Origin of the sequence: Variovorax sp. RCC_210, assembly GCF_041355175.1 — a bacterium.
Classification (GTDB): Bacteria; Pseudomonadota; Gammaproteobacteria; order Burkholderiales; family Burkholderiaceae_C; genus Variovorax.
Genome location: NZ_JBFUPJ010000004.1, coordinates 354,965 through 377,030 on the forward strand (window position 1 = coordinate 354,965; position 22,066 = coordinate 377,030).

20 protein-coding genes and 1 riboswitch are annotated in these 22,066 nt (G+C 69.4%); of the genes, 5 read left to right on the top strand and 15 right to left on the bottom strand.

Annotation, left to right across the window (positions count from 1 at the left end):
• Positions 1-35 precede the first annotated feature (35 nt).
• Genes AB6807_RS16435 through metH form a run of 4 tightly spaced genes read right to left on the bottom strand, consistent with a single transcriptional unit; the run spans position 36 to position 6,064 of the window.
• Positions 36-428 carry a GtrA family protein gene (locus AB6807_RS16435; RefSeq protein WP_116911607.1) on the bottom strand — a complete coding sequence of 131 codons (393 nt, stop codon included), beginning with the start codon at positions 426-428 and terminating at the stop codon, positions 36-38.
• Positions 425-1,441 carry a glycosyltransferase family 2 protein gene (locus tag AB6807_RS16440; protein WP_371085405.1) on the bottom strand — a complete coding sequence of 339 codons (1,017 nt, stop codon included), beginning with the start codon at positions 1,439-1,441 and terminating at the stop codon, positions 425-427. The genes AB6807_RS16435 and AB6807_RS16440 overlap by 4 nt, the downstream gene beginning before the upstream one ends.
• Positions 1,438-3,297, bottom strand: a complete 1,860-nt coding sequence (locus AB6807_RS16445) for an ArnT family glycosyltransferase (RefSeq protein WP_371085406.1) — start codon at positions 3,295-3,297, stop codon at positions 1,438-1,440. Before AB6807_RS16445 ends, AB6807_RS16440 begins: the two co-directional genes overlap by 4 nt.
• Before the next feature lie 52 nt (positions 3,298-3,349).
• Positions 3,350-6,064, bottom strand: a complete 2,715-nt coding sequence (metH, locus tag AB6807_RS16450; protein ID WP_371085407.1) for a methionine synthase — start codon at positions 6,062-6,064, stop codon at positions 3,350-3,352.
• A gap of 115 nt (positions 6,065-6,179) precedes the next feature.
• A riboswitch (S-adenosyl-L-homocysteine riboswitch) is annotated at positions 6,180-6,255 on the bottom strand.
• Positions 6,256-6,391: 136 nt separating this feature from the next.
• Between metH and AB6807_RS16455 the strand changes: the two genes are divergently transcribed.
• Positions 6,392-7,417: an esterase/lipase family protein gene (locus tag AB6807_RS16455; protein WP_371085408.1), complete on the top strand. Its 1,026-nt coding sequence runs from the start codon at positions 6,392-6,394 to the stop codon at positions 7,415-7,417.
• A gap of 10 nt (positions 7,418-7,427) precedes the next feature.
• Positions 7,428-8,375, top strand: a complete 948-nt coding sequence (locus AB6807_RS16460; protein ID WP_371085409.1) for a lipase secretion chaperone — start codon at positions 7,428-7,430, stop codon at positions 8,373-8,375.
• A 12-nt stretch (positions 8,376-8,387) separates the two neighbouring features.
• Here AB6807_RS16460 and AB6807_RS16465 read toward each other — a convergent pair whose 3' ends face one another.
• Positions 8,388-8,825 (bottom strand): PACE efflux transporter, encoded by a 438-nt coding sequence (locus AB6807_RS16465; RefSeq protein WP_116911612.1) that lies wholly within the window; start codon positions 8,823-8,825, stop codon positions 8,388-8,390.
• 103 nt (positions 8,826-8,928) lie between these two features.
• Here AB6807_RS16465 and AB6807_RS16470 point away from each other — a divergent pair, with 103 nt between their 5' ends.
• Complete coding sequence (locus AB6807_RS16470) at positions 8,929-9,867, top strand: LysR family transcriptional regulator (RefSeq protein ID WP_371085410.1); 939 nt, start codon at positions 8,929-8,931, stop codon at positions 9,865-9,867.
• Between the two features lie 21 nt (positions 9,868-9,888).
• On the opposite strand, the gene AB6807_RS16475 is transcribed toward AB6807_RS16470, so the two are convergent.
• Positions 9,889-10,623, bottom strand: coding sequence for an SH3 domain-containing protein (locus AB6807_RS16475; RefSeq protein WP_371085411.1), 735 nt, complete (start codon positions 10,621-10,623; stop codon positions 9,889-9,891).
• 112 nt (positions 10,624-10,735) lie between these two features.
• Complete coding sequence (locus AB6807_RS16480) at positions 10,736-11,788, bottom strand: homocysteine S-methyltransferase family protein (RefSeq protein ID WP_116911615.1); 1,053 nt, start codon at positions 11,786-11,788, stop codon at positions 10,736-10,738.
• A 142-nt stretch (positions 11,789-11,930) separates the two neighbouring features.
• Between AB6807_RS16480 and AB6807_RS16485 the strand changes: the two genes are divergently transcribed.
• Both AB6807_RS16485 and AB6807_RS16490 read left to right on the top strand, forming a co-directional pair.
• Positions 11,931-12,266 carry a hypothetical protein gene (locus AB6807_RS16485; RefSeq protein WP_371085412.1) on the top strand — a complete coding sequence of 112 codons (336 nt, stop codon included), beginning with the start codon at positions 11,931-11,933 and terminating at the stop codon, positions 12,264-12,266.
• Complete coding sequence (locus AB6807_RS16490; protein WP_371085413.1) at positions 12,263-13,816, top strand: DUF1963 domain-containing protein; 1,554 nt, start codon at positions 12,263-12,265, stop codon at positions 13,814-13,816. Before AB6807_RS16485 ends, AB6807_RS16490 begins: the two co-directional genes overlap by 4 nt.
• Before the next feature lie 29 nt (positions 13,817-13,845).
• Here AB6807_RS16490 and hutG read toward each other — a convergent pair whose 3' ends face one another.
• From hutG to hutU, 8 genes are all read right to left on the bottom strand, one after another.
• On the bottom strand, positions 13,846-14,679 hold the full coding sequence (hutG, locus tag AB6807_RS16495; RefSeq protein ID WP_371085414.1) for an N-formylglutamate deformylase: 834 nt from the start codon (positions 14,677-14,679) through the stop codon (positions 13,846-13,848).
• A 7-nt stretch (positions 14,680-14,686) separates the two neighbouring features.
• Positions 14,687-16,069 carry a formimidoylglutamate deiminase gene (locus tag AB6807_RS16500; RefSeq protein WP_371085415.1) on the bottom strand — a complete coding sequence of 461 codons (1,383 nt, stop codon included), beginning with the start codon at positions 16,067-16,069 and terminating at the stop codon, positions 14,687-14,689.
• A 3-nt stretch (positions 16,070-16,072) separates the two neighbouring features.
• Positions 16,073-17,311: an imidazolonepropionase gene (hutI, locus tag AB6807_RS16505; protein ID WP_371085416.1), complete on the bottom strand. Its 1,239-nt coding sequence runs from the start codon at positions 17,309-17,311 to the stop codon at positions 16,073-16,075.
• Positions 17,312-17,338: 27 nt separating this feature from the next.
• Positions 17,339-17,911 carry a HutD family protein gene (locus tag AB6807_RS16510; RefSeq protein ID WP_371085417.1) on the bottom strand — a complete coding sequence of 191 codons (573 nt, stop codon included), beginning with the start codon at positions 17,909-17,911 and terminating at the stop codon, positions 17,339-17,341.
• Entirely contained in the window at positions 17,908-18,576 is a 669-nt protein-coding gene (locus tag AB6807_RS16515) for an amino acid ABC transporter permease (RefSeq protein ID WP_116911621.1), read from the bottom strand. Before AB6807_RS16515 ends, AB6807_RS16510 begins: the two co-directional genes overlap by 4 nt.
• Positions 18,577-18,594: 18 nt before the next feature.
• Complete coding sequence (locus AB6807_RS16520; RefSeq protein WP_371085418.1) at positions 18,595-19,356, bottom strand: transporter substrate-binding domain-containing protein; 762 nt, start codon at positions 19,354-19,356, stop codon at positions 18,595-18,597.
• A 55-nt stretch (positions 19,357-19,411) separates the two neighbouring features.
• Positions 19,412-20,143: an IclR family transcriptional regulator gene (locus AB6807_RS16525; RefSeq protein WP_371085419.1), complete on the bottom strand. Its 732-nt coding sequence runs from the start codon at positions 20,141-20,143 to the stop codon at positions 19,412-19,414.
• A 166-nt stretch (positions 20,144-20,309) separates the two neighbouring features.
• Complete coding sequence (gene hutU, locus AB6807_RS16530) at positions 20,310-22,046, bottom strand: urocanate hydratase (protein ID WP_371085420.1); 1,737 nt, start codon at positions 22,044-22,046, stop codon at positions 20,310-20,312.
• Between the last annotated feature and the right edge of the window lie 20 nt (positions 22,047-22,066).

Sequence of the window (22,066 nt, forward strand, 5' to 3'; positions counted from 1 at the left end):
AGACACCACGGCGATGGGTTCGCCTTGCTTTGCGCCTAGCGAGCCCTGAACACCAGATACCGCGCCGACAAAAAGTTGGCACCCATGCCCGCCAGGCTACCGATCGCCACGCCCAGCGCCGCGGCCCAGCGTCCCTCGACCCAGTGCAGCGTGAGCACATACGCCCCGTAGTTCAGCACCGCCCCGCCCAGCATGGTGACGAGGTAGCCGAGGTACTCGCGCCACACCGATCCGCCCTCGCCGATGCGCGATGCGAAGGTGTAGCGCCGGTTGAACGCCCATGTCGTCGTTGCCGCCGCCAGGAACGACAGCACGCGCGCCACGTACCAGCCCAGCCATGGCGCCAGCACGTAGAGCACCACCACGTCGACCACGAGCCCCACCACGCCGACCACGGCGAAGGAAAGAAACTCGCGCCCGATCTTCATCGCGAAGCGGGGGGCAGGCTGTCGCTGTCGCGGCGGGAAGCGTTTTCGCGCACGCCCGGAATCGCCAGGTAGCGCAGCCGCTTGGTCTCCTGCCGCCCCAGCGTCACGGTATGCATCACGATGCCGCACACGAAGGACAGCATCGCGCCCAGCATCGAGCCCGTGGCGAGCACCGCCGTGGGGAGCCGGGGCACCAGGCCGGTGTGCATGTAGGTCATGAACAGCGGCACCACCAGCCCGACCGACAACGCCACCAGGATCGCCGCGATGATCGAGAAGAACTGCAGCGGCCGCTCGCTCACGAACAGCTTGCAGATGGTCTTCAGGATGCGCCAGCCGTCGCGGTAGGTCGACAGCTTGCTCACCGAGCCTTCGGGCCGCGTGCTGTAGGCCGTGCTTTCCTCGGCGTAGGGCATGCGCAGCTCCAGCGCGTGCACGGTGAGCTCGGTCTCGGTCTCGAAGCCGCGCGACAGCGCCGGAAACGACTTGGCATAGCGCCGCGAGAACACGCGGTAGCCCGAGAGCATGTCGGTCAGCCCGCCGCCGAACAACTGCGCCACCGCCCCCGTGAGCATGCGGTTGCCCAGGCGGTGGCCGGCGCGGTAGGTGAGCGCGTCGTGGCCGTCGTCCACGCGGCTGCCCACCACCATGTCGAGGTTGTCGCGCACCAGGCGCTCGATGAGGCGGCGCGCGGCGCCGGTGTCGTAGGTGGCGTCGCCGTCGACCATCACGTACACGTCGGCCTCCACGTCGGCGAACATGCGCCGCACCACGTTGCCCTTGCCGCGCAAGGCCACGTGCGTGACAGTGGCGCCGGCCGCGCGCGCTACGGCGGCCGTATCGTCGCTGGAGTTGTTGTCGAAGACGTGGATCTCGGCCTCGGGCAGCGCGGCCCTGAAGCCCGCCACCACCTGCGCGATGGCCAGCGCCTCGTTGTAGCAAGGGATGACCGCGGCAATGCGCAGGGCGCGGCGGCTGTCGTCGCGGAGGGAGGAGGCTTCGGTGTCGGTCATGGTGCGGCGGGAAGGATACGGTAGACCCGGCTGCCGTCTTTCTCGTACTGCACGGCGAAGTGCTTGTCGAAATCGGTGCGCGCGCTGAACACCGGCACCACCGAGTTGGGGAGCACGACGGCCGTGAAGCCCAGGCCGCCGAGCTTGCGCGCGAGGTCACCGCCCGACAGCGCCCCGAAGTCGGTGTAGCGCCACGGGCCCAGGGTGTCGCCCCAGATCGGGTTGGGGCCGTAGTAGATGGCCTCGTTCAGCGCGATCTGGTAGACGCGGCCGGTGGCGTTGTGGCGCAGGTAGTCCATGACGGCATAGCCGGGCACGTGCTGGCGCAGCACGGCCTCGCGCGCCTCGGGCGTGACGGAGATCATCGCGACCTTCACCGCGGTCTGGCGCACCGCCACCGCGGCCAGCACGGCCAGCAGCAGCACGGGAATCCAGTCGGCCACGCGGGCGCCGCCGCGCGCGGTGTCGCGGCTCATGGCGCCGGTGGCCACGCTACCGGCGCCAGCACCCTCGTCGTGCCCGGGCTTGCCCACGCCGAACAACCGGCGCACGCCCGCCGCCGCCCAGCCGAACAGCACCTGCCAGCCGATGGCCGCGATGGCCGCCAGCAGCGGGAACGAGGCCGTCAGGTAGCGCGGGTAGCGCGAGGTCACGACCCAGACCACCACCGAGTACAGGCAGAACCAGCCGGCCGCGCGCACCGCGGCCGAGCGCTTCCACCAGATGCTGAACGGCGCGAAGAACACCGACCAGATCAGCGCGTTGGGCATCTCGGCGTGCACGCGCACGTCGGCCACCTGCTGCACGTAGTCGGCCGGCGTCCATTCGGTGAAGCCGAAGACGCGCGCGCCGATGGGGTTGAACGGGTCACCCGTCATGACGGCGTTGCGCGCATACCAGTACACGCACGGCAGCAGGAAGCAGCCGAGCACCAGCGCCCACGCCTTCACGCGGCGCTCGTGGCGAACCACGAACAGCGCCACCAGCGGCAGGAAGATCAGCGCCTGGTACTTGCAGCCTGCCGCCACCCCGAGGCAGAACGCGGCCACGCCGAGCCAGCGCATGCCGCCATGCACGCCGCGCTGGGCGGCCGCGGGCATTGCCGGCGCCGATTCGCGCCACCACCACAGCGCCACGCAGGCCGACAGCACGAACAGCGCCACGCCCATGTCGATGAGCGCGTTCGAATAGTCGCCCAGCCCCAGCCAGATGGCCGCGCCGATGCAGGCCGTGAGCCGGCTCGCGTGCAGCACGCCCAGGCGGTACACCATGAACACCGACAGCGCGCCGGCCAGCGCATTGAGAAAGTGCGGCAGCACGTCGTCGCCCAGTTGCAGCGCAGCGGCGTAGAGCAGGTTGTAGTTGTAGGGGAACCAGGGGTAGCGCAGCCAGTCGTGGATGCCCAGCGTGCCCTGCTGCGCCACCTGGCGCGCGTACGGCAGGTGGTACATGAGCTCGTCGAAGGCGATGGGCGGGACCAGCGGCGCGACCAGCGCGGGCAACGCGACCAGCGCCAGCGCCATGGCGGCGATGCGCTCCGCGCGGGTCCACGGTGCGCGGCTCTCGCCGGCGCGCAGGGCGCGGCGCTCGCGCAGCCACAGGGGCAGCTGCACCGCCGCGGCGACGAAGCCCGCCACCACCACGGCCACGGTGGCACCGGTCTTGAAGGCACCGAAGATGGCCAGCGCCTGGAACGCGCAGATGAAGAACCCGACGCCCAGCGCCACGGCCATGGCCGCCTCGAGCCCCGCGTCGCGCCGCGGCGGCGGCGCCAGCCGGCCGAGCAGCGCGCGGCCGTACCCCCAGCAGCTGAACACGAAAACCGCCAATGCCGCGTAGTGCGCGGCTGCAAACATCAGCTTCTGAATAACAACTCCCGGTGCCGGGCGGCCACGCCGGCCGGCAGGTTCAAAGGTTCGGCGCCAGCAGGCGCTCGAGCTCGGCTTCGCTTTGCTTGCGCCGGGCGGCCTGGTCCTGCAGCTGGTCGTGCCCGATCTTGCCGACGTTGAAGTACGTCGCATCGGGGTGACCCAGGTAGAAACCACTCACGCTGGCGGCCGGCATCATAGCGAGGCTTTCCGTCAGGGTCATGCCAATGTCCGCGCACGCCAGAAGGTCGAACATCGGGCCCTTCACGCTGTGGTCGGGGCAGGCGGGGTAGCCGGGCGCGGGGCGGATGCCGCGGTATTTCTCCGCGATCATGTCGTCGTTGCTCAGGCCCTCGTCGGCCGCGTAGCCCCACAGGTCGGTGCGCACGCGGTGATGCAGCGCCTCGGCGAAGGCCTCGGCCAGCCGGTCGGCCAGGGCCTTGAGCATGATGGCCGAGTAGTCGTCCAGGTCGTCGATGAAGTACTTCTCCTTCTTCTCCACGCCCAGGCCCGCGGTGACGGCGAACATGCCCACATAGTCCTTCACGCCGCTCGCCTTGGGCGCGACGAAGTCCGACAGGCAGCGGCTCGGGCGCATCACGCCCTCGATGGCCTGCTTCTCGGTCTGCTGGCGCATGCCGTACCAGGTGAGCGCCACTTCGCTGCGGCTTTCGTCGGTGTACAGCTCGATGTCGTCGTCGTTCACCGTGTTGGCCGGCCAGAAGCCGACCACGCCGCTGGCGCTGAGCCAGCGCCCCTCGATCAGGCGCTTGAGCATGCGCTGGCCGTCGGCGTACACGCGCACGGCCTCGGTGCCGACGACCTCGTCCTTCAGGATGGCGGGGAACGGCCCGGCCAGGTCCCAGGTCTGGAAGAACGGGCCCCAGTCGATGTACTTGGCGAGCTCGGTCAGGTCGAAGTTCCTGAACACCCGCCGGCCGATGAACTTGGGCACCGGCGGCAGGTAGTTCGCGAAGTCGATGGGCGTCTTGTTGGCGCGCGCCTTGGCCAGCGGCCACAGCGGCACCTGCTTCTTGTTGGCGTGCTGCGTGCGCACCTTGTCGTAGTCGGCGTTGATCTCGTCGATGTACGCCGAGGCCTGGTCGGACAGCAGGCTCTGCGCCACGCTCACGCTGCGCGAGGCGTCGGGCACGTAGACCACCGGGCCTTCGTAGTGCGGCGCGATCTTCACGGCCGTGTGCACGCGGCTGGTGGTGGCGCCGCCGATCATCAGCGGAATCTTCTTGATGCGGAAATGGTCGTCGCGCTGCATCTCGCCGGCCACGAACTGCATCTCTTCGAGGCTGGGCGTGATCAGGCCCGACAGGCCCACGATGTCCGCGCCCTCGACCTTGGCGCGCGCCAATATCTCGTGGCACGGCACCATCACGCCCATGTTCACCACCTCGAAGTTGTTGCACTGGAGCACGACGGTGACGATGTTCTTGCCAATGTCGTGCACGTCGCCCTTCACCGTGGCGATGATGATCTTGCCCTTGGTGCGCACGTCGCGCCCCGCGGCCTCGTCGCGCAGCTTTTCTTCCTCGATGTAGGGCAGCAAGTGGGCCACGGCCGACTTCATGACGCGCGCCGACTTCACCACCTGCGGCAGGAACATCTTGCCGGCGCCGAACAGGTCGCCCACGATGTTCATGCCGTCCATGAGCGGGCCTTCGATCACGTGCAGCGGCCGGCCGCCCTTGGCCAGGATCTGCTGGTAGGCCTCCTCGGTGTCTTCCACGATGAAGTCGGTGATGCCGTGCACCATGGCGTGCGAGAGCCGCTGGTTGACGTGCACCGGCTGCTCGGGCGTACCGCGCCATTCGAGGCGCTTGCTCTCGTCCTTGGCGCCGCTCTTGGCGGTCTCGGCGATCTCGACGAGGCGCTCGCCGGCATCGGGGCGACGGTTGAGCACCACGTCTTCCACGCGCTCGCGCAGCGTGGGCTCCAGGTCGTCGTACACGCCCACCATGCCGGCGTTGACGATGCCCATGTCCATGCCCGCCTTGATGGCGTGGTACAGGAACACGGTGTGGATCGCTTCGCGCATCGGGTCGTTGCCGCGAAAGCTGAAGCTCACGTTGCTCACCCCGCCCGACACCTTGGCGCCCGGCAGGTTCTCCTTGATCCAGCGCACGGCCTCGATGAAGTCGACCGCGTAGTTGTCGTGCTCCTCGATGCCGGTGGCAATGGCGAAGATGTTCGGGTCGAAGATGATGTCCTCGGGCGGAAAGCCGACCTCGTCCACCAGGATGCGGTAGGCCCGCTCGCAGATCTCGATCTTGCGCGCGTAGGTGTCGGCCTGGCCCTTCTCGTCGAAGGCCATCACCACGGCGGCGGCGCCGTAGCGCTTCACCAGCTTGGCCTCGTGCTTGAACTTGTCGACCCCCTCCTTCATGGAAATGGAGTTGACGATGCCCTTGCCCTGGATGCAGCGCAGCCCGGCCTCGATGACGTCCCACTTCGAGCTGTCGACCATCACCGGCACGCGCGCGATGTCGGGCTCGCTGGCAATCAGGTTCAGGAAGCGGACCATGGCGACCTTGCTGTCGAGCATGGCCTCGTCCATGTTGATGTCGATGACCTGCGCGCCGTTTTCCACCTGCTGGCGCGCGACGGCCAGGGCCTCTTCGAACTGGCCGTTCAGGATCATCCGCGCGAAGGCCTTGGAGCCGGTGACGTTGGTGCGCTCGCCGATGTTGACGAACAGCGTGTCCGCACCGATGGCGACCGGCTCGAGGCCGGACAGCTTCATGGGCGGGGGAGCGACGGCAGGCGCGGGAGAGCCCGGAAGCGAGGAGTCGGGAGCGGAATCTGAAGCTGAAGACGGAGCGGAAATCTGGGACATGGCCTCACCTGCGGAAGAGTCGAACAGGCGAGCGTCGTTGTCGCCCCAAGCCTGACGGAAGGCCTGCGAGGCCCACCGCTGCAACGCTCCTTGGGAAGTCGCGCATTTTAGGGCGATTCGAAATGTGCCGGGGGGAAACCCCAGTTTCATTCCAGGGGCTGCGCCACAGAATCCGCCCAGTTGTTTTCGAACGACCGTTCGTTTTTCGAGCAACGCCAAAGGGAGAGAGCCAAAATGGCCAGAGACAACCATGCATCGCTGCGGCCTGCAGCCAAACCCGTGCGCGCGGCGCGCGCCGTCGTGTTCCGCTGCGGCCTCGCTGCCGTGGCCGCAGCGACGGCCGTCGCGCTGCCGGCCCGCGCCACCACCGACGAAGCCAGGACCAGATACCCCATCGTGCTGGTCCACGGTCTGCTCGGTTTCGACAACGTGCTGGGCGTGGACTATTTCTACGGCATTCGGGGCGCGCTGGTCCAGGCGGGCGGCAAGATCTACGTGGCCAAGCTCTCGGGCACCAACACCTCCGAGGTGCGCGGCGAGCAACTGCTGAAAGAGCTGCGCACGCTGCGCGCGCTCTCGCAGAACCCCTCGCAGAAGTACAACCTGATCGGCCACTCGCAAGGCGCGCCCACCGCGCGCTACGTGGCGGCCGTGGCGCCGGACCTGGTCGCGTCGGTTACGTCGGTGAGCGGCACGAACGGCGGCTCGAAGGTGGCCGACCTGCTGGCCTCGCTGCGCCCGGGCGGCTTTCTCCAGACCGTGGCGCTGAAGGTCGTCAACCACTGGAACCGCACGGTCGGCGTGCTGTCGGGCCGGAACACGAGCGACTACCCCGAGGCTCCGCTGAGCGCCCTGACCTCGCTCACCACGGTGGGCGGCGCGGCCTTCGACCGCAAGTTTCCGCAGGCGCGCCCGCCGGCGGGGTCGTCGTGCGACGTGAAGAGCGGCGCGTCGGTGGTCGACGGCGTGCGCTACTACTCGTGGGCCGGCGCGTCGACCGGCTTCAACCTGTTCGACCTGAGCGACTTTCCGCTGCAGGCGCTGGGCACCTTCGCCTTCTTCGGCGAGGCCAACGACGGGCTGGTCGCCACCTGCACCACCCGGCTCGGCACCCACCTGGGCGACTACCGCCAGAACCACCTGGACGCGATCAACCAGGTGCTTGGCAACACCTACGGCAGCGTCTTTCCGTACCGCGAGAAGAAGGTGCCCGCGATCTACACGGAGCACGCGGAGCGGCTAAAAAGCGCGGGCCTTTGAGGGCATTCGCATGCACATGCGCACGCGCTTGATGTTGTGGGGCGCGGGCTGCGCGGTGCTGATCGGCATCGGCGGCTGGCTGGCGGCGGAGCCCACCGCGGGCGAGCCGGCGGCCGGCCACGCCGATGCCGCGGCGGCGGCAGCCACCGTGTCGTCCACCGCGCGGTCGGCTGTTCCAGCGACCACCGCGCCAGCGGCCCCCGACGCCCCCGATGCGCTGCTGAACGACGCGCTCGTCGCCATCTTCGAGCGCGTCCTCCACGAAGCGCAGGCCGACAGCAAGGCTGCGCTGATGGCCAAGGCCCCTGCCCTGCTCGCCAAGTACCTGCGCGAAGACTGGCGCGTGCGCGCGCTCGGCCTGTTCGAGCGCTATGTCGACCTGCAGGAAGCGATGCACGCCATGCCGCCCCCGGTGCCCGGCGACCCCGCCTACCTGCGCCGCGCGCTGCAGGCCCAGGACGCGCTGCGCCGCCAGTTCTTCAGGCCCGAGGAAATCGAAGGCCTGTTCGGCGAGCAGATGCGCCAGGACCACTTCATGGCCGACAAGATGGAGGCGCTGGCCAACCCCGCGCTCACGCCCGAGCAGCGTGCCGCCGCGCTCGAGCAGAGCGAGCAGGCCTGGCTCTCACCGGAGCAGCGCGAGGCCCGCAAGGAGGCCGTGGCGCATGTCGACGCCATGCGCCAGACCGAGGCGCTGGAGGCCCGCGGCGCGAGCCCCCAGGAGCGTTTTGCCGAGCGCAGCAAGACCCATGGCCATGAGGCGGCGCGCAACCTGGCGACGCTCGACCAGCAAGACCACGAATGGAACACCCGCCTCGACCGCTACGCCAATGCTTCGGCGGCCGAGAAAGCGCAGCTGCGCGAGATGCTTTTCAACGAGGCCGAACAGCTGCGCCTGAACGGCGCCCTGGCGCTGCGCGCCACCGGCCAGCCCAAGCCGGCGGACAGTGGCAGATAAGTAAGCGCAGGCTTACGCGGGCTGGCACTCGCCCGTGGCCGAGGCCGGCAGGCCGAAGGCCCGGTCGAAGGCCCAGTTGAAGACGAAGGTGTAGACCAGGAAGAACACCACCAGCCCCAGGTCCATCACCAGGGCCTGCCACAGCGACACGCCCAGGCCCCACGCGAACATGGGCACCAGGAAGGCGATCAGCCCGCCCTCGAAGCCGATGGCGTGCGCAATGCGGCGGCGCACGCTGCGCCCGCGCACGGCCTGGCGCGACTCCCAGCGCTCGAACAACCAGTTGAACACCAGGTTCCAGATCACCGCGATGACCGAGGCGGCCACCGCCAGCACGCCCGAATGGCCGAGGCCGGCGTCCGTCATGAGCGCCAGCCCGGCGCTAGCCGCGACGATGGCAATGCCTTCGTAAAGGCTGATGTAGACGATGCGACGTTGAATGCCCTGCATGACTTTTCTCTTCGGTTTCTGACTGCGATGACTGGACTTTATGTGTCGTGCGCTGATATAAAAAGTTAACTTGTTTCAGTTTTATTGACAGATCGGAGGCCGCATGGCTTTCTCCAGCGACAACGTCGAGGTTTTCCTGGCCGTGATCGACCAAGGCTCTTTCTCCGCCGCGGCGCGGGCTTTGCGCAAGGTGCCGTCGGCCGTGAGCATGGCCATCGCCAACCTGGAGGCCGAGCTCGACCTGCCCCTCTTCGATCGCAGCGGCCGCGAGCCCCAGCCCACGCCCGCCGCGCGCTCGCTGGAGCCGCAGGCGCGGCTGCTGGCCTCGCAGCTCAGGCAGCTGCAGGTGCAGGCGCTGGCGCTCACGCAGGGGCTGGAAGACCGGCTCACCATCGCCATCGCGCCCGAGCTGCTGGCCGCGCCCTGGAGCGGCCCGCTGGCCGAACTGGCGCGCGAGCATCCGCTGCTGCAGGTCGAGGTGCTGGCCGCGCCGCAGGCCGACGCGCTGGCCCTGCTGCACAGCGGGCGCGCGCAGCTGGCGCTGGTGTTCGAGCGCCCCAGCCTGGACGGTCGCGAGGGCTTCCAGGAAGTGGGCAGCGACCTGATGGTGGCCGTCATCGCGCCCGACCATCCGGTGCTCGCCACCAACGGCGGCCGGCTGCGCGAAGACCACCTGACCAACACCCGCCAGATCGTCGTGGCCGGGCGCGACCTGGCCACCAGCGACCCGCGCTTCGTGTTCGCGCGCCACGTCTGGCGCACCGACAACGCGCTGGCCGCGCTGAGCCTGATCACCGCCGGGCTGGGCTGGGGCTGGCTGCAGCGCAACTTCGCCAAGCCGCACGTCGCGGCGGGCGCGCTCATCGAGATTCCGTTCGAAAACCTCAGCAACGGGCTCGATCTGTGGGTCGACGTGGTGTGGTCGCGCGAGCGGCCGCTGGGGCTGGGCGCGCAGCGCTTCGTGTCGCTGATCGGGCGCGACCGGCAGGCGGCGAACACCTGCAGCGGGAAGCCCGGCGGGGTGAAGACCGGCGCGCTCTAGCCGCCGGTGGCCGCGCCGGTGTCAGCGGCCGTGGCCGCCGCCATGGCCTCCGCCGCCGTGGCCACCCCCATGCCCACCCCCGCCACCGTGCGGGCGTCCACCGCCACCCGGGTGCGGATGCGGCATGCCCGGCGGCGGCCCGGGGCGGAACCCCGGCTGGGGCCGCGGCGGCCGGAAGCCCGGGTCCACCGGCGGACGAAAGCCCGGCGCGGGCGGTGGGCGGAACCCGGGTCCCGGTGGCCTAAACCCCGGCGCCGGCCCCGGCCCCGGCCCCGGCCTCCACGGATGCGGCTGCCAGCCGGGACGCACCGGCGGCGGCGGGCGCCAGCCCGTCACCGGGGGCGGCGGCCGGTTGCCCCACCAGCGGCGGTCGCCGTACCAGGGCCGGTCGCGGTAGTAGTCGGCCCAGTAGCTGCCGATGGCGAAGCCGACGATCGGCACCCCGATGAGGGCGCCGTACGTGGCCAGCGGCACGCGCTGGTCCTGGTAGGCGTAGTCGAGGTTGCGCGACCAGACCCAGCCGCGCTCGCCGTCGGGCAGCACCACGTCGCACCAGCCGTAGCCGTTGGTGCAGCCGACCACGTCCAGCGGCTGGCCCGGCGCCAGCTGCGTCACCAGCGGGTAGTCGCCCGAGGGGCCGGCGCGCATGTTGACCGTGCCGCGGGTGAAAGCCTGCTGTGCCGTGGCCGCGAGCGGCACGGCCAGGGCCAATGCCAGCGCGCCGGCGCCGGTCCAGCGCCAGGAAAGTGGGTTCATGAAAGATCTCCTTGCACCCAGCGTAGGCAGGGAGCAACAAGCCGTCAATCAGCCCGAAACGCTTAGTGGCGGGACGCCGGCGAGGCGAAATCGCTCACACGGCTTTGGCTTCTCACGCCGCTTCCTGGTAGAAGCCGTTGCTGCCACCGCCCAGCACACGGCCCGCCACCGGCGCCACGGCCCGGCCGATGGCCGCGATGTGGTCCGGCGTGGTGCCGCAGCAGCCGCCCACGATGTTCACCAACCCCGCCGACGCGAATTCGTGCAGCAGGCGCGAGGTGACGTCGGGCGTCTCGTCGAAGCCGGTGTCGCTCATCGGGTTGGGCAGGCCGGCGTTGGGGTAGCAGCTGATGAAGGTGTCGCCCGCCACGCGCGCCAGCTCCTGGATGTACGGGCGCATCAGCGCCGCGCCCAGCGCGCAGTTCAGGCCCACGGCCAGCGGCTGCGCATGGCGCACGCTGTGCCAGAAGGCGGTCACGGTCTGCCCGCTCAGGATGCGGCCCGAGGCGTCGGTCACCGTGCCGCTGATGATGAGCGGCAGGCGCTGGCCGCTGTTGTCGAAATACTCGTCCACCGCGAACAGCGCGGCCTTGGCGTTGAGCGTGTCGAAGATGGTCTCGACCAGGATCACGTCGGCGCCGCCTTCGACCAGCGCCTCGGTCTGCTCGTAGTACGCCGCGCGCAGCGACTCGAAGTCGACGTTGCGCGCGCCGGGGTCGTTCACGTCGGGGCTGATGCTCGCCGTCTTGGGCGTCGGGCCCAGCGCGCCGGCCACGAAGCGCGGCTTGTCGGGCGTGCTGAACTTGTCGCAGGCCGCGCGCGCCAGCTTGGCGGATTCGAGGTTCATCTCGCGCGCCAGGTGGGCCATCTTGTAGTCCTCCTGCGCGATGGTGGTGGCGCCGAAGGTGTTGGTCTCGATGAGGTCGGCACCGGCCGCGAGGTAGCCCTCGTGGATGTCGCGGATCACGTCGGGCCGCGTGAGCGAGAGCAGCTCGTTGTTGCCCTTCACGTCGCGCTCGAAGTCCTTGAAGCGCTCGCCGCGGTACTGTTCCTCGGTGAGCTTGAAGCGCTGGATCATCGTGCCCATGGCGCCGTCGAGGATGGCGATGCGCTTTGCGAGGATGCCGGGCAAGGCCTGGCCGCGGGTGTAGACGATGGGCTTCATAGCCCCCGATTGTAGAAACGAGCCCATCGCCCCGTTCCGCCCCGGGACTTGGGGCCGCCCCCTTCGGGCCTTGGTCTTGCCCATGCCTTGCCGGTCTGGCAAGGTCGGGCGCAGGCACCCGGCGCTTTCCATCTTCATCTCCATGCAAGAAGACATCTTCCAGGTCGGCGACGCGCACTTCGCGTTCACCGCGCAATCCTCGGCCAGCTTCGTCGACGGCGGCATGCAGTTCGAGCTGCACACGACTGCCGTGGCGTTCGACGCGGCGCTGCACGCGCCCGCCTTCCAGCCCGACGACGTGGACAACCCTTCACCGGGCCTGGTCGCGCCGCAGTTCGGCACCTACGGCGCGTTCTTCTTCCACGACAAGACCGGCGAAGCGCTGCGCACGGTGCATATGCCGCAGCACCAGCCGGCCACTTTCGACTTCACCTGTACGAGCGCGGCTTTGCGCTCGACAGCTTCCACGGCACGGTGACGCTGACGCCTTCGTGCGTCGAGCTGCGGGGCGACATGCGATCGCGCTACGACGACGGCAAGCGCGTTCCCATCCACATCCGCAAGGCTTTCACGCCCGGCGAAGTGAGCCTGCAACCGCACACCTACATGAGCCTCGCCGAGGCCGCCGAGGTGCCGCCCGAACGCGTGCGTCGGCTGCTGATCCAACAACCGTGGCAAAGCGACACCCCGAAGATCGAGGCCTTTCCGCCCGAGATCCTGCAGTTCGAGAACCTTGAGTTCCTGTCGCTGCAATTCATGTCGCCGGCACACGCGACTTTCACCGCCTTGCCCGACGCGTTCTGTTCCCTCTCGTCGTTGAAGGAGCTGTTCGTGCGCGGCTCGGCCATCGAGCACCTGCCCGAGAACTTCGGTGCGCTCGGGCAGCTGGAGGCGCTGTTCCTGCAGTACGGCAAGCTGCGCGACCTGCCCGACAGCATCGGCAGCCTCACGCGGCTGCAGCGGCTGGTGCTGCCCGGCAACGCGCTCACCACCTTGCCCGACTGCGTCGGCCACCTGCCGGCGCTGACGCTGTTGAACGTCGAGAAGAACCCCTTCGTCTCGCTGCCGGCGTCGCTGAAGAAAATCAGGAAGGTCACGCTCGAGAACAAGCTCAAGGCGCTGTACCTGGACATCCGCTATCGGCCCGACATCGACGTCGCGCTGAAGCCCGAAAGCTTCCTGGCGCGCGACAGCGCAGAGCACGCGGCCCTGCTGGAAGCCGCCTGCGCCCGGCACAAGCTCAAGCGCTACCTGCCCGCGCTGCTGCGCCTGGCCCGCAACGCCGTGTGCTACCGCACCACCGAGCCGGAAGACCATGCGCACATTGGCAACACGCGTTTCGGCGGCGCGCCCGACCTGCCGCCCGACATCGAGTTTCCCCTCGCGGAAGACGGCACGCACTGGCGCTTCTATGCGCAGCTGCGCCTGGCCGACATCGCCGGGTTGCAGCCTTGGCTGCCGCGCGACGGCATGCTCTACTTTTTCGGCGAGGACCAGGAAGAGCTGCAGAAGCACCGCGTGATTCACTCGACCGCTCCCGCCTCGTCGCTGCGGACCTACGTGTACCCCGACGACGCCACGTTCGAGAACGGCGACGTGTTCCCTGGCTTCAAGGCGGTCGCCACCGCGACCGTATCGGTGCCCAGCCTCTACAACGCGCGCGACCGGCTGACCGGCCGCGACGCGGTGCTGTTGAACATCGAGGACAACGACAAGCTGCAGAAGGCCTACTGGGCGCTGCAGGAAGAGCTGTCAGGAAAGAGCGCGGAGCGTGTGGAAAGCGGGAGGCGAGACGACTGCCACCTCGTCAACGCGCATGTGTTCACGCAGCACGAATCGCCCGAGGAGCAGGCGTCGGCCGAGCGCGGCGGGCTGCCCGGCGAATGGGTCAACCTGCTGATGCTCGCGTCGGACAACCGCCCCGGCTTCTGCTTCTGGGACGCGGGCACGCTCTGCTTCAGCATCCACATGAAGGACCTGGCGCTCGGCGATTTCTCCAGGACCTTTGTGAGCCTGGAAAGCAGCTGAAGCCAGCGCGCCGCGCGCGCGTTCTCGACTCAGCGCGCTGCGCGCGCCTCGGCAAAGGCCAGCACCGCTTCCAGCATGTCGCGCACATACGGCTTCACACCTGCCGCCACTTGCGGCAGGTAGTCGAACGGCAGCTGCTCCTGCATGTAGCTCGACTGCGTCATCTCCAGCTGCACCGCGTGCACGCCGCCGGCCGGGTCGCCGTACTGGCGCGTAATGTGGCCGCCCTTGAAGCGGCCGTTGAGCACGCCGGTGTAGCCCTTGGCCGAGCTGGCGATGCGCAGCAGCGTCTCGGCCAGCGCCGGATCGCAGCTGGTGCCGTTGCCGGTGCCCAGGTTCAGGTCGGGCAGCTTGCCCTCGAAGAAGCGCGGCAGCACCGAGCGGATGGAGTGCGCGTCCCACAGCGCGGCCACGCCATGCTGCGTGCGGATGCGCGCGAGTTCTTCGGCCAGCTTGGCGTGGTACGGCTGCCAGACGGCGTCGCGGCGCTGCGCGATTTCTTCGTCGCCCGGCACGTCGGCGGGGTTCGCGTACACGGGCGTGTCGTCGAAGGTGTCGACCGGGCACAGGCCGGTCACGCTCTGGCCCGGGTACAGGCTGGCGCCGTCCGGCGGGCGGTTCAGGTCGACCACGTAGCGCGAGTGCGTGGCCACCAGCACCGAGGCGCCCAGCGCATCGGCGAAGTCGTAGAGCTGCTCCAGGTGCCAGTCGGTGTCGGGCACGTGGCGCGCCTCGTCGGTGAAGCGCGCGGCCAGCGCGGGCGGCACGTGCGTGCCCACGTGCGGCATCGAGATGAGCAGCGGCCGCGTGCCCTGGCGGAAGCGGAACGCCGGTTCGGTGGTGGTGAAAGCCGAGGTGGCCATGGGTCTGTCAATCCTTGAGTAGTTGGGTGCGCGCGGCCACGAAGCCCGCCGCGGCGTCGCCGTGCAGCGCATGCCGGCCGGCCGAGACGCGCGGGCGGCCGGCCACCCACACGGTGTCGATGGCCGAGGTGCGGTGGCTCGCGAAGACGTGGGCCGACAGCATATCGGGCGCCGACAGGCCCTGCAGCGCCAGGTGCGATGCGTCGAGCAGCACGAAGTCGGCCTGCTGGCCCGCGGCCAGCCCGCCCACGCCGCGGCCCGACGCCTGCGCACCGCCGCGCACCGCGTCGAGCGTGAACGCCGTGGCGACATGCGGCTGCGCCGCCGTCGCGCCCACGTTGCGCTGGCGCCTGGCCAGGCGCTGGCTGTACTCGAGCATCAACAGCTCTTCGGCCGCGTTCACGCTGGCGTGGCTGTCCGAGCCCACGCCCCAGGCGCCGCCATGGCCGCGCCATTTCGCGAAGTCGAAGATGCCGTCGCCCAGGTTGGCCTCGGTCGTCGGGCACAGGCCGGCCACCGCGCCGCTCTGCGCGGCGTATTCGTACTCGGCGTCGTTCATGTGCGTGGCATGCACCAGGCACCAGCGCGCATCGACCGGCGCATGGTCGAGCAGCCACTCCACCGGGCGCAGGCCGCTCCAGGCCACGCAGTCGTCCACCTCCTTGGTCTGCTCGGCGATGTGGATGTGGATGGGCGCCGTGCGGTCGATGGCGTCCAGCCCCGCGATGGCATCGCGCAGGCCTTCGGGCGGCACGGCGCGCAGCGAATGCGGCGCCAGGCCCAGGCGCGCGCCCTGCGCGTCGCACACGGGCTTGAGCGCTTCGAGCAGGCGCAGCATCGACTCGGTCGAGCGGATGAAGCGGCGCTGCCCGTCGGTGGGCGGCATGTCGCCGAAGCCGCCGGTCTGGTAGAGCACGGGCAGCAGCGTGAAGCCGATGCCGGTCTTTTGCGCGGCGCGCAGCAGCGCCAGGCTCAGCGTGGCGTCGTCGGCGTAGGGCCGGCCATCGACATCGTGGTGCACGTACTGGAACTCGCACACGCTGGTGTAGCCGGCCTCCAGCATCTCGGTGTAGAGCCAGGTCGCGATGGCTTCCATGTGCTGCGGGCCGAGGCGCGCGGCAAAGCGGTACATCAGCGTGCGCCAGCTCCAGAAGCTGTCGTGCTGCTCGGCGCGGTGTTCGGTCAGCCCGGCGAAGGCGCGCTGGAAGGCGTGCGAATGCAGGTTGGGCATGCCGGGAATCAGCGGGCCGTCGACCGAAGGCGTGTCGGCGGGGCGCCGGGCATCGGCCTGCGCCTGCGTGAGCTGGCCGGAGTCGTTCCATGCCAGCAGCACGTTCTTCGACCAGCCCTGGGGCAGCAGCGCATCGGCTGCGAAAAGCGTCTTCGTCATTCGTCAGGCTCCGATCGCGATACGGCCCTGGCGCACCACGGTACGCACCGGCTGCTGGCCGAACCAGTAGGCGAGCTCCGCCGCCTCGCGCACGTTCCACAGCACGAAGTTGGCGGGCATGCCGGCGGCGATGGCGCCGTGCGTGTCCTGCAGGCCCAGCGCGCGCGCGGCGTGCACGGTGACGCCGTCGAGCGCCTCGGGCACGGTCAGGCGAAACAGCGTGCACGCCATGTTCACCATCAGCAGCAGGCTCAGCGCGGGCGAGGTGCCGGGGTTGTGGTCGGTGGACACCGCCATCGGCACGCCCGCGGCGCGCAGCGCGTCGATGGGCGGCAGGTGCGTGTCGCGCAGCGTGTAGTACGCGCCGGGCAGCAGCACGGCGACGGTGCCGGCGCGGCGCATGGCCTCGATGCCGTCCGCGGAGAGGTGTTCGATGTGGTCGCACGAGAGCGCGCCGTAGCGCGCGGCCAGCGCGGCGCCGCCCATGTCCGACAGCTGCTCGGCATGCAGCTTCACCGGCAGGCCCAGCGCCTTCGCGGCCTGGAAGACCTGCTCGGTTTCGGCCAGCGAAAAGGCGATGCGTTCGCAGAACACGTCGACCGCGTCGACCAGGCCTTCGGCCGCGAGCGCGGGCAGCATCTCGTTGCAGACGAGGTCGATGTAGTCGGCCGATCCGTGCGGCCGGTCGGCGTATTCGGGCGGCAACGCATGCGCGCCGAGGAAGGTGGTGCGCACCGTCACGCCGTAGGCCTCGCCCAGGCGGCGCGCCACGCGCAGTTGCTTGCGCTCGTGCGCCAGCGACAGGCCGTAGCCCGACTTGATCTCGATGGCGCACACGCCGTCCGCCAGCAGTTGCTCGAGGCGTGGCGCGGCCTGCGCGAACAGCGTGTCTTCATCGGCCTCGCGCGTGGCGCGCACCGACGAGACGATGCCGCCGCCGGCCTTCGCCACCTCTTCGTAGGTCGCGCCCGCGAGCCGCATCGCGAATTCGTTGGCGCGCTGGCCGCCGTACACGAGGTGCGTGTGGCAGTCGACCAGGCCCGCCGTGGCGAGCGCGCCGCCGCCGTCGTGCGACGCAATGGCAGCGAGGGCGGCGAACTCGGCGGGCAACGCGCCGCGCGGGCCGGCCCAGCGGACCGCGCCCTGGGCGACCGCGACGGCGGCTTCTTCATGCGGCGCGGATGCCAGCCGCAGGCCGGTCCACAGGCCGTCGGCCGAGGGGTAGTTTTTGGCGGGGGTCATCGTGTCTCGCGTCGTGGTTGTCGGGTGTCAGGCCGGCAGGATGCGCACGGCCATCAATCGCGCGCCGGGGCCTTCGGGCGTCGCCTGCCACGCCTGTGCGGCGTCGGCCCAGTGCAGGCCCTCGCCTTCGTCGCATGGCGCATCGTTCAGGCGCCACGCGCCGCGCAGGGCCAGCAGCACGCCGTGCGGTGCGGGCTCGATGGCCGATGCGCCGTCGAGCACCTTCACGTCCGCACGCCACTGGCCGCGCCGCGTCATCACGTTGAAGTCGGTGGTCAGGCCGCCGCGCATCGTGCAGTCGATGGCCTCGTCGCCGCTGAAGGCGAAGGGCTGCAGCGGCACGTCGAGCGCGTGGTCGATGCGCGCGTCCTGCGTGAAGAGCCGCACCCCGTCGCCTTCGAGCAGCGTGATCACGCGGTCGATGCCCGCGAACACCGAGAACGGGCCGGGCGCCGCGATGGTGGCGATGCTGATGCGCCAGCCGAAGCTGTCGAGCGCCGCGCCTTGCGGCCAGCTAATGATTTCCTGCGTGGTGCCGCCGCCGTTTTTCCAGGGCGTGACAGGCAGGGTGGCGCGTGAGAAACGCAGTGCGCTGTTCATCGCATCAACCCGCCCTGGCGCAGCTTCTGCTCGAAGTGCCTGAGCACCAGCGTCATCGTGCCCGTCAGCACGAAGTACACGACGGCGATCGCCAGGTACACCTCCAGCGACCGATAAGACACGCTGATGATCTTCTGCCCCTCGTGCATCACGTCGTGAATGGTCAGCAGCGACACCAGCGCCGAGTTCTTGATGAGCGCGATGAACTCGTTGCCCAGCGGCGGAATCATGCGCACCACCGCCTGCGGCAGCACGATCTGGCGCATCGCGGTGCCGGGCGTCATGCCCAGCGACTGCGCGGCCATGGTCTGCCCCTTGTCGATCGACTGGATCGCGCCGCGCACGATCTCCGACACGTACGCGCCGGAGTACACGCCCAGCCCCAGCACGCCGCACAGGAACGCGGGCAGCAGGATGCCGAAGTGCGGCAGCCCGAAGAACAGGATGAACAGCTGCACCAGCAGCGGCGTGCCGCGAATGGCCGCCACGTACGCGGTGCACACGCCGTAGATCCAGCGCCGCTTCGGGTTCAGCCGGCCGATGCCGACCAGCAGGCCCAGCACGCAGCCGAGGGCGAGCGCGCAGGCGGTGATTTCCACCGTGACGAGCGCGCCGCGCAGCAGGTCGGGCCAGCCCTGCCAGACGGGCGAGAAATCGAGATCCATACCGATGCCGTGCTTTTCTTACTTGGCGCTGGCGCTGAACCACTTCTTGACGATCTGGTCGTAGGTGCCGTCGGCCTTCAGCTTGTCGATGGCGCCGTTCACGGCCTTGGTCAGCTCGGGCGTGTCCTTGCGGATGGCCATGCCGTACTCCTCGGTGGTGATCTGCTCGGGCAGCACCTTCAGGCCGCCGCGCGTGCGCACGTACTGGTAGGCGGCGGGCTTGCCGGTGACGGCGGCGTCGGCGCGGCCGATGTCCACCAGGTTGAACATCTCCTGGTTCTTCTCGACTTCCATCAGCTGGACCTGCGGGTACTTTTCCTTGGTGTACGACACCGACTTGGTGCCCACCTGCACGCTGACCTTCTTGCCGTTGATGTCGGCCGGCGTCTTGATGGCGGTGTTGCCCTCTTTCACCATCACGACCAGGCCGCCCGCGTAGTACGGCACGGTGAAGTCGACGACCTTCTTGCGCTCGTCGGTGATGTAGATGCCCGACACGGCCATGTCGAAGCGCTTCGAGATCAGGCCCGGCACCAGGCCCTTGAAGTCGATGTCGATCCACTCGACCTTGCGGCCCAGTGTCTTGCCGATGGCTTCCACCAGCTCCACGTCGAAGCCGGTGCGCTTGCCGTTCTCCACGAACTCCATGGGCGGGAAGGTGGCGTCGGTGGCCACGCGCAGCGGCTCGCCCTGGGCGTGGGCGCCGGCGGCGAGCCCGAAGAGGCCGGCGAAGGCGAGGCTGGAAAAAGCGGCGGCGACAAGGGTGCGGCGGGTGTTCATGGCAAGGGGGCTTTCGTGGGAATGAAAAGAAAGGGAAGAAAGAAGCAGCGCGCAACTACTGCAGGGCGCGGGAGATGCGGGCCGCCGTGACGACGGTCATGTGGAGCAATGCAGCTTCCATGCCCTCGACGCGCGTGAGCGGCGCCATCAGCGTGATCGCGCCGCGCAGGCGCCGCGCGCTGGCGAGCACCGGCGCGCTCGCGCCCCACACGCCGGCATCGACCTCGCCGTGGGTCACGGCATGGCCGGCTTCGCGGATGGCGTCGAGTTCGGCGGCGCGCTCGGCACGGCGCTCGGGCGTTTCGTCCAGGCCTTCGAGCAGGGCGTCGCGCTGGTCGAGCGGCAGGTGCGCCAGCAGGCACTTGGCGCTGGCGCCGTCGCGCGCGGGCACGCTGCGGCCGCGGTCGAAGGAGCAGCGCAGCGACTGTTCGCTGTCGATCATCTCCAGGCACACGACGCGGTCGTTCACCACCGTGACCAGCGCCACGCTCTCGTGCGTCTGCTGCGCCAGCGCGCGCATGTCGGCGCGCGCGGCCATCACGAGGTCGGAGTTGCCGTCGAAGCCGCTGGCCAGCTGCACGCTCACCGGGCCCGGCGAGTAGCGCCCGTCGGACTCCATCACGAAGCCCCAGCGCCGCAGCGTGGCGACCTGGCGGTACAGCGTGCTCTGCGACAGGCCGGTGGCCTGCACCAGCTCGGCCGCCGTCATGGCCGACTTGCTCTGCGCCAGCACCGACAGCACGAAGAGCGCGCGGTCGTTGGCGGGCGTGTCGGTCGGGAGGGTCATGGCGGGCAATCTCGGGTCGGAGTGGAACCGGCGTGCAGTATCTTGCTCGCCGTTCTCACTTCCAAGCCCCTATTCCCAGCGAGTGGGAATGGGCCCGGTTTTTCTTTCTACCTTCTTCTTAGCGTCTTAACGTCTTAGCGTCTCAGCTTCTTGGCTGCCGGTGCCGTCACTTCACCATCGGCAGCTTCAGCCCCTTGGCCTTGGCCGTAGCCACCGCGATGTCGTAGCCCGCGTCGGCATGGCGCATGACGCCGGTGGCCGGGTCGTTCCAGAGCACGCGCTCGATGCGCTTGGCCGCCGCGTCGGTGCCGTCGCACACGATCACCACGCCCGAGTGCTGCGAATAGCCCATGCCCACGCCGCCGCCGTGGTGCAGGCTGACCCAGGTGGCACCGCCCGCGGTGTTGAGCAGCGCGTTGAGCAGCGGCCAGTCGCTCACGGCGTCGGTGCCGTCCTTCATGGCCTCGGTCTCGCGGTTGGGGCTGGCCACGGAGCCGGTGTCCAGGTGGTCGCGGCCGATGACGATGGGCGCCTTGAGCTCGCCGTTCTTCACCATCTCGTTGAAGGCCAGGCCCGCGATGTGGCGCTCGCCCAGGCCCAGCCAGCAGATGCGCGCCGGCAGGCCCTGGAAGGCGATGCGCTCGCGCGCCATGTCGAGCCAGCGGTGGGTGTGCGTGTTCTCGGGGAACAGCTCCTTGATCTTGGCGTCGGTCTTGTAGATGTCTTCCGGGTCGCCCGACAGCGCCACCCAGCGGAACGGGCCCTTGCCCTCGCAGAACAGCGGGCGGATGTAGGCGGGCACGAAGCCGGGGAAGTCGAAGGCGTTCTTCACGCCCTCGTCGAAGGCCACCTGGCGGATGTTGTTGCCGTAGTCGACCGTGGGGATGCCCATGGCCTGGAAGTCGAGCATGGCCTGCACGTGCACGGCGCACGACTGCGCGGCGGCCTTCTTCAGCGCGTCGTGCTGCGACGGGTCTTTCATGGCGGCCTGCCATTGCGCAACGCTCCAGCCCGAGGGCAGGTAGCCGTTGATGAGGTCGTGCGCGGAGGTCTGGTCGGTCACCAGATCAGGCTTGTGGCCACCGGCCTTCGCGCGCTTCACCAGCTCGGGAAGGATGTCCGCCGCGTTGCCCAGCAGCGCGATCGACACGGCTTCCTTCGCGTCGGTGTGCTGCTTGATGAGCTCGAAGGCGTGGTCGATGTCGCGCGCCTGCTTGTCGACGTAGCGCGTGCGCAGGCGGAAGTCGATGCTGCTCTGCTGGCATTCGATGTTGAGCGACACCGCGCCCGCCAGCGTGGCCGCCAGCGGCTGCGCGCCGCCCATGCCGCCGAGGCCGGCCGTCAGGATCCACTTGCCCGCGAGGCTGTTGCCGTAGTGCTGGCGGCCGGCTTCGACGAAGGTCTCGAAGGTGCCCTGCACGATGCCCTGGCTGCCGATGTAGATCCAGCTGCCCGCCGTCATCTGGCCGTACATGAACAGGCCCTGGCGGTCGAGCTCGTTGAAGTGCTCCCAGTTGGCCCACTTGGGCACGAGGTTGGAGTTGGCCAGCAGCACGCGCGGCGCGTTCTCGTGCGTCTTGAACACGCCCACCGGCTTGCCCGATTGAATGAGCAGCGTCTCGTCGTCGTTCAGCTCCTTCAGCGACGCCAGGATCTGGTCGTAGCAGGCCCAGTTGCGCGCGGCGCGGCCGATGCCGCCGTACACCACCAGGTCTTGCGGGCGCTCGGCCACCTCGGCGTCGAGGTTGTTCTGCAGCATGCGGAACGGGGCCTCGGTGAGCCAGCTCTTGCAGTTGAGCTCGCTGCCGCGCGGGGCGCGGATCACGCGCGTGGGGTCGTGGCGCGGGTCGGCGGCGGCAGCCGCATCGGCGGGGTTCAGGGCGAATTTTTCGGGAGCGTTCATGGCTGGGTTCTCCTTGTCGG

Bases quoted from the DNA above. Each gene is read 5' to 3' on its own strand.
- AB6807_RS16435 (WP_116911607.1), bottom strand. From the start codon at position 428: ATGAAGATCGGGCGCGAGTTTCTTTCCTTCGCCGTGGTCGGCGTGGTG.
- AB6807_RS16440 (WP_371085405.1), bottom strand. From the start codon at position 1,441: ATGACCGACACCGAAGCCTCCTCCCTCCGCGACGACAGCCGCCGCGCC.
- AB6807_RS16445 (WP_371085406.1), bottom strand. From the start codon at position 3,297: ATGTTTGCAGCCGCGCACTACGCGGCATTGGCGGTTTTCGTGTTCAGC.
- metH (WP_371085407.1), bottom strand. From the start codon at position 6,064: ATGAAGCTGTCCGGCCTCGAGCCGGTCGCCATCGGTGCGGACACGCTG.
- AB6807_RS16455 (WP_371085408.1), top strand. From the start codon at position 6,392: ATGGCCAGAGACAACCATGCATCGCTGCGGCCTGCAGCCAAACCCGTG.
- AB6807_RS16460 (WP_371085409.1), top strand. From the start codon at position 7,428: ATGCACATGCGCACGCGCTTGATGTTGTGGGGCGCGGGCTGCGCGGTG.
- AB6807_RS16465 (WP_116911612.1), bottom strand. From the start codon at position 8,825: ATGCAGGGCATTCAACGTCGCATCGTCTACATCAGCCTTTACGAAGGC.
- AB6807_RS16470 (WP_371085410.1), top strand. From the start codon at position 8,929: ATGGCTTTCTCCAGCGACAACGTCGAGGTTTTCCTGGCCGTGATCGAC.
- AB6807_RS16475 (WP_371085411.1), bottom strand. From the start codon at position 10,623: ATGAACCCACTTTCCTGGCGCTGGACCGGCGCCGGCGCGCTGGCATTG.
- AB6807_RS16480 (WP_116911615.1), bottom strand. From the start codon at position 11,788: ATGAAGCCCATCGTCTACACCCGCGGCCAGGCCTTGCCCGGCATCCTC.
- AB6807_RS16485 (WP_371085412.1), top strand. From the start codon at position 11,931: ATGCAAGAAGACATCTTCCAGGTCGGCGACGCGCACTTCGCGTTCACC.
- hutG (WP_371085414.1), bottom strand. From the start codon at position 14,679: ATGGCCACCTCGGCTTTCACCACCACCGAACCGGCGTTCCGCTTCCGC.
- AB6807_RS16500 (WP_371085415.1), bottom strand. From the start codon at position 16,069: ATGACGAAGACGCTTTTCGCAGCCGATGCGCTGCTGCCCCAGGGCTGG.
- hutI (WP_371085416.1), bottom strand. From the start codon at position 17,311: ATGACCCCCGCCAAAAACTACCCCTCGGCCGACGGCCTGTGGACCGGC.
- AB6807_RS16510 (WP_371085417.1), bottom strand. From the start codon at position 17,911: ATGAACAGCGCACTGCGTTTCTCACGCGCCACCCTGCCTGTCACGCCC.
- AB6807_RS16515 (WP_116911621.1), bottom strand. From the start codon at position 18,576: ATGGATCTCGATTTCTCGCCCGTCTGGCAGGGCTGGCCCGACCTGCTG.
- AB6807_RS16520 (WP_371085418.1), bottom strand. From the start codon at position 19,356: ATGAACACCCGCCGCACCCTTGTCGCCGCCGCTTTTTCCAGCCTCGCC.
- AB6807_RS16525 (WP_371085419.1), bottom strand. From the start codon at position 20,143: ATGACCCTCCCGACCGACACGCCCGCCAACGACCGCGCGCTCTTCGTG.
- hutU (WP_371085420.1), bottom strand. From the start codon at position 22,046: ATGAACGCTCCCGAAAAATTCGCCCTGAACCCCGCCGATGCGGCTGCC.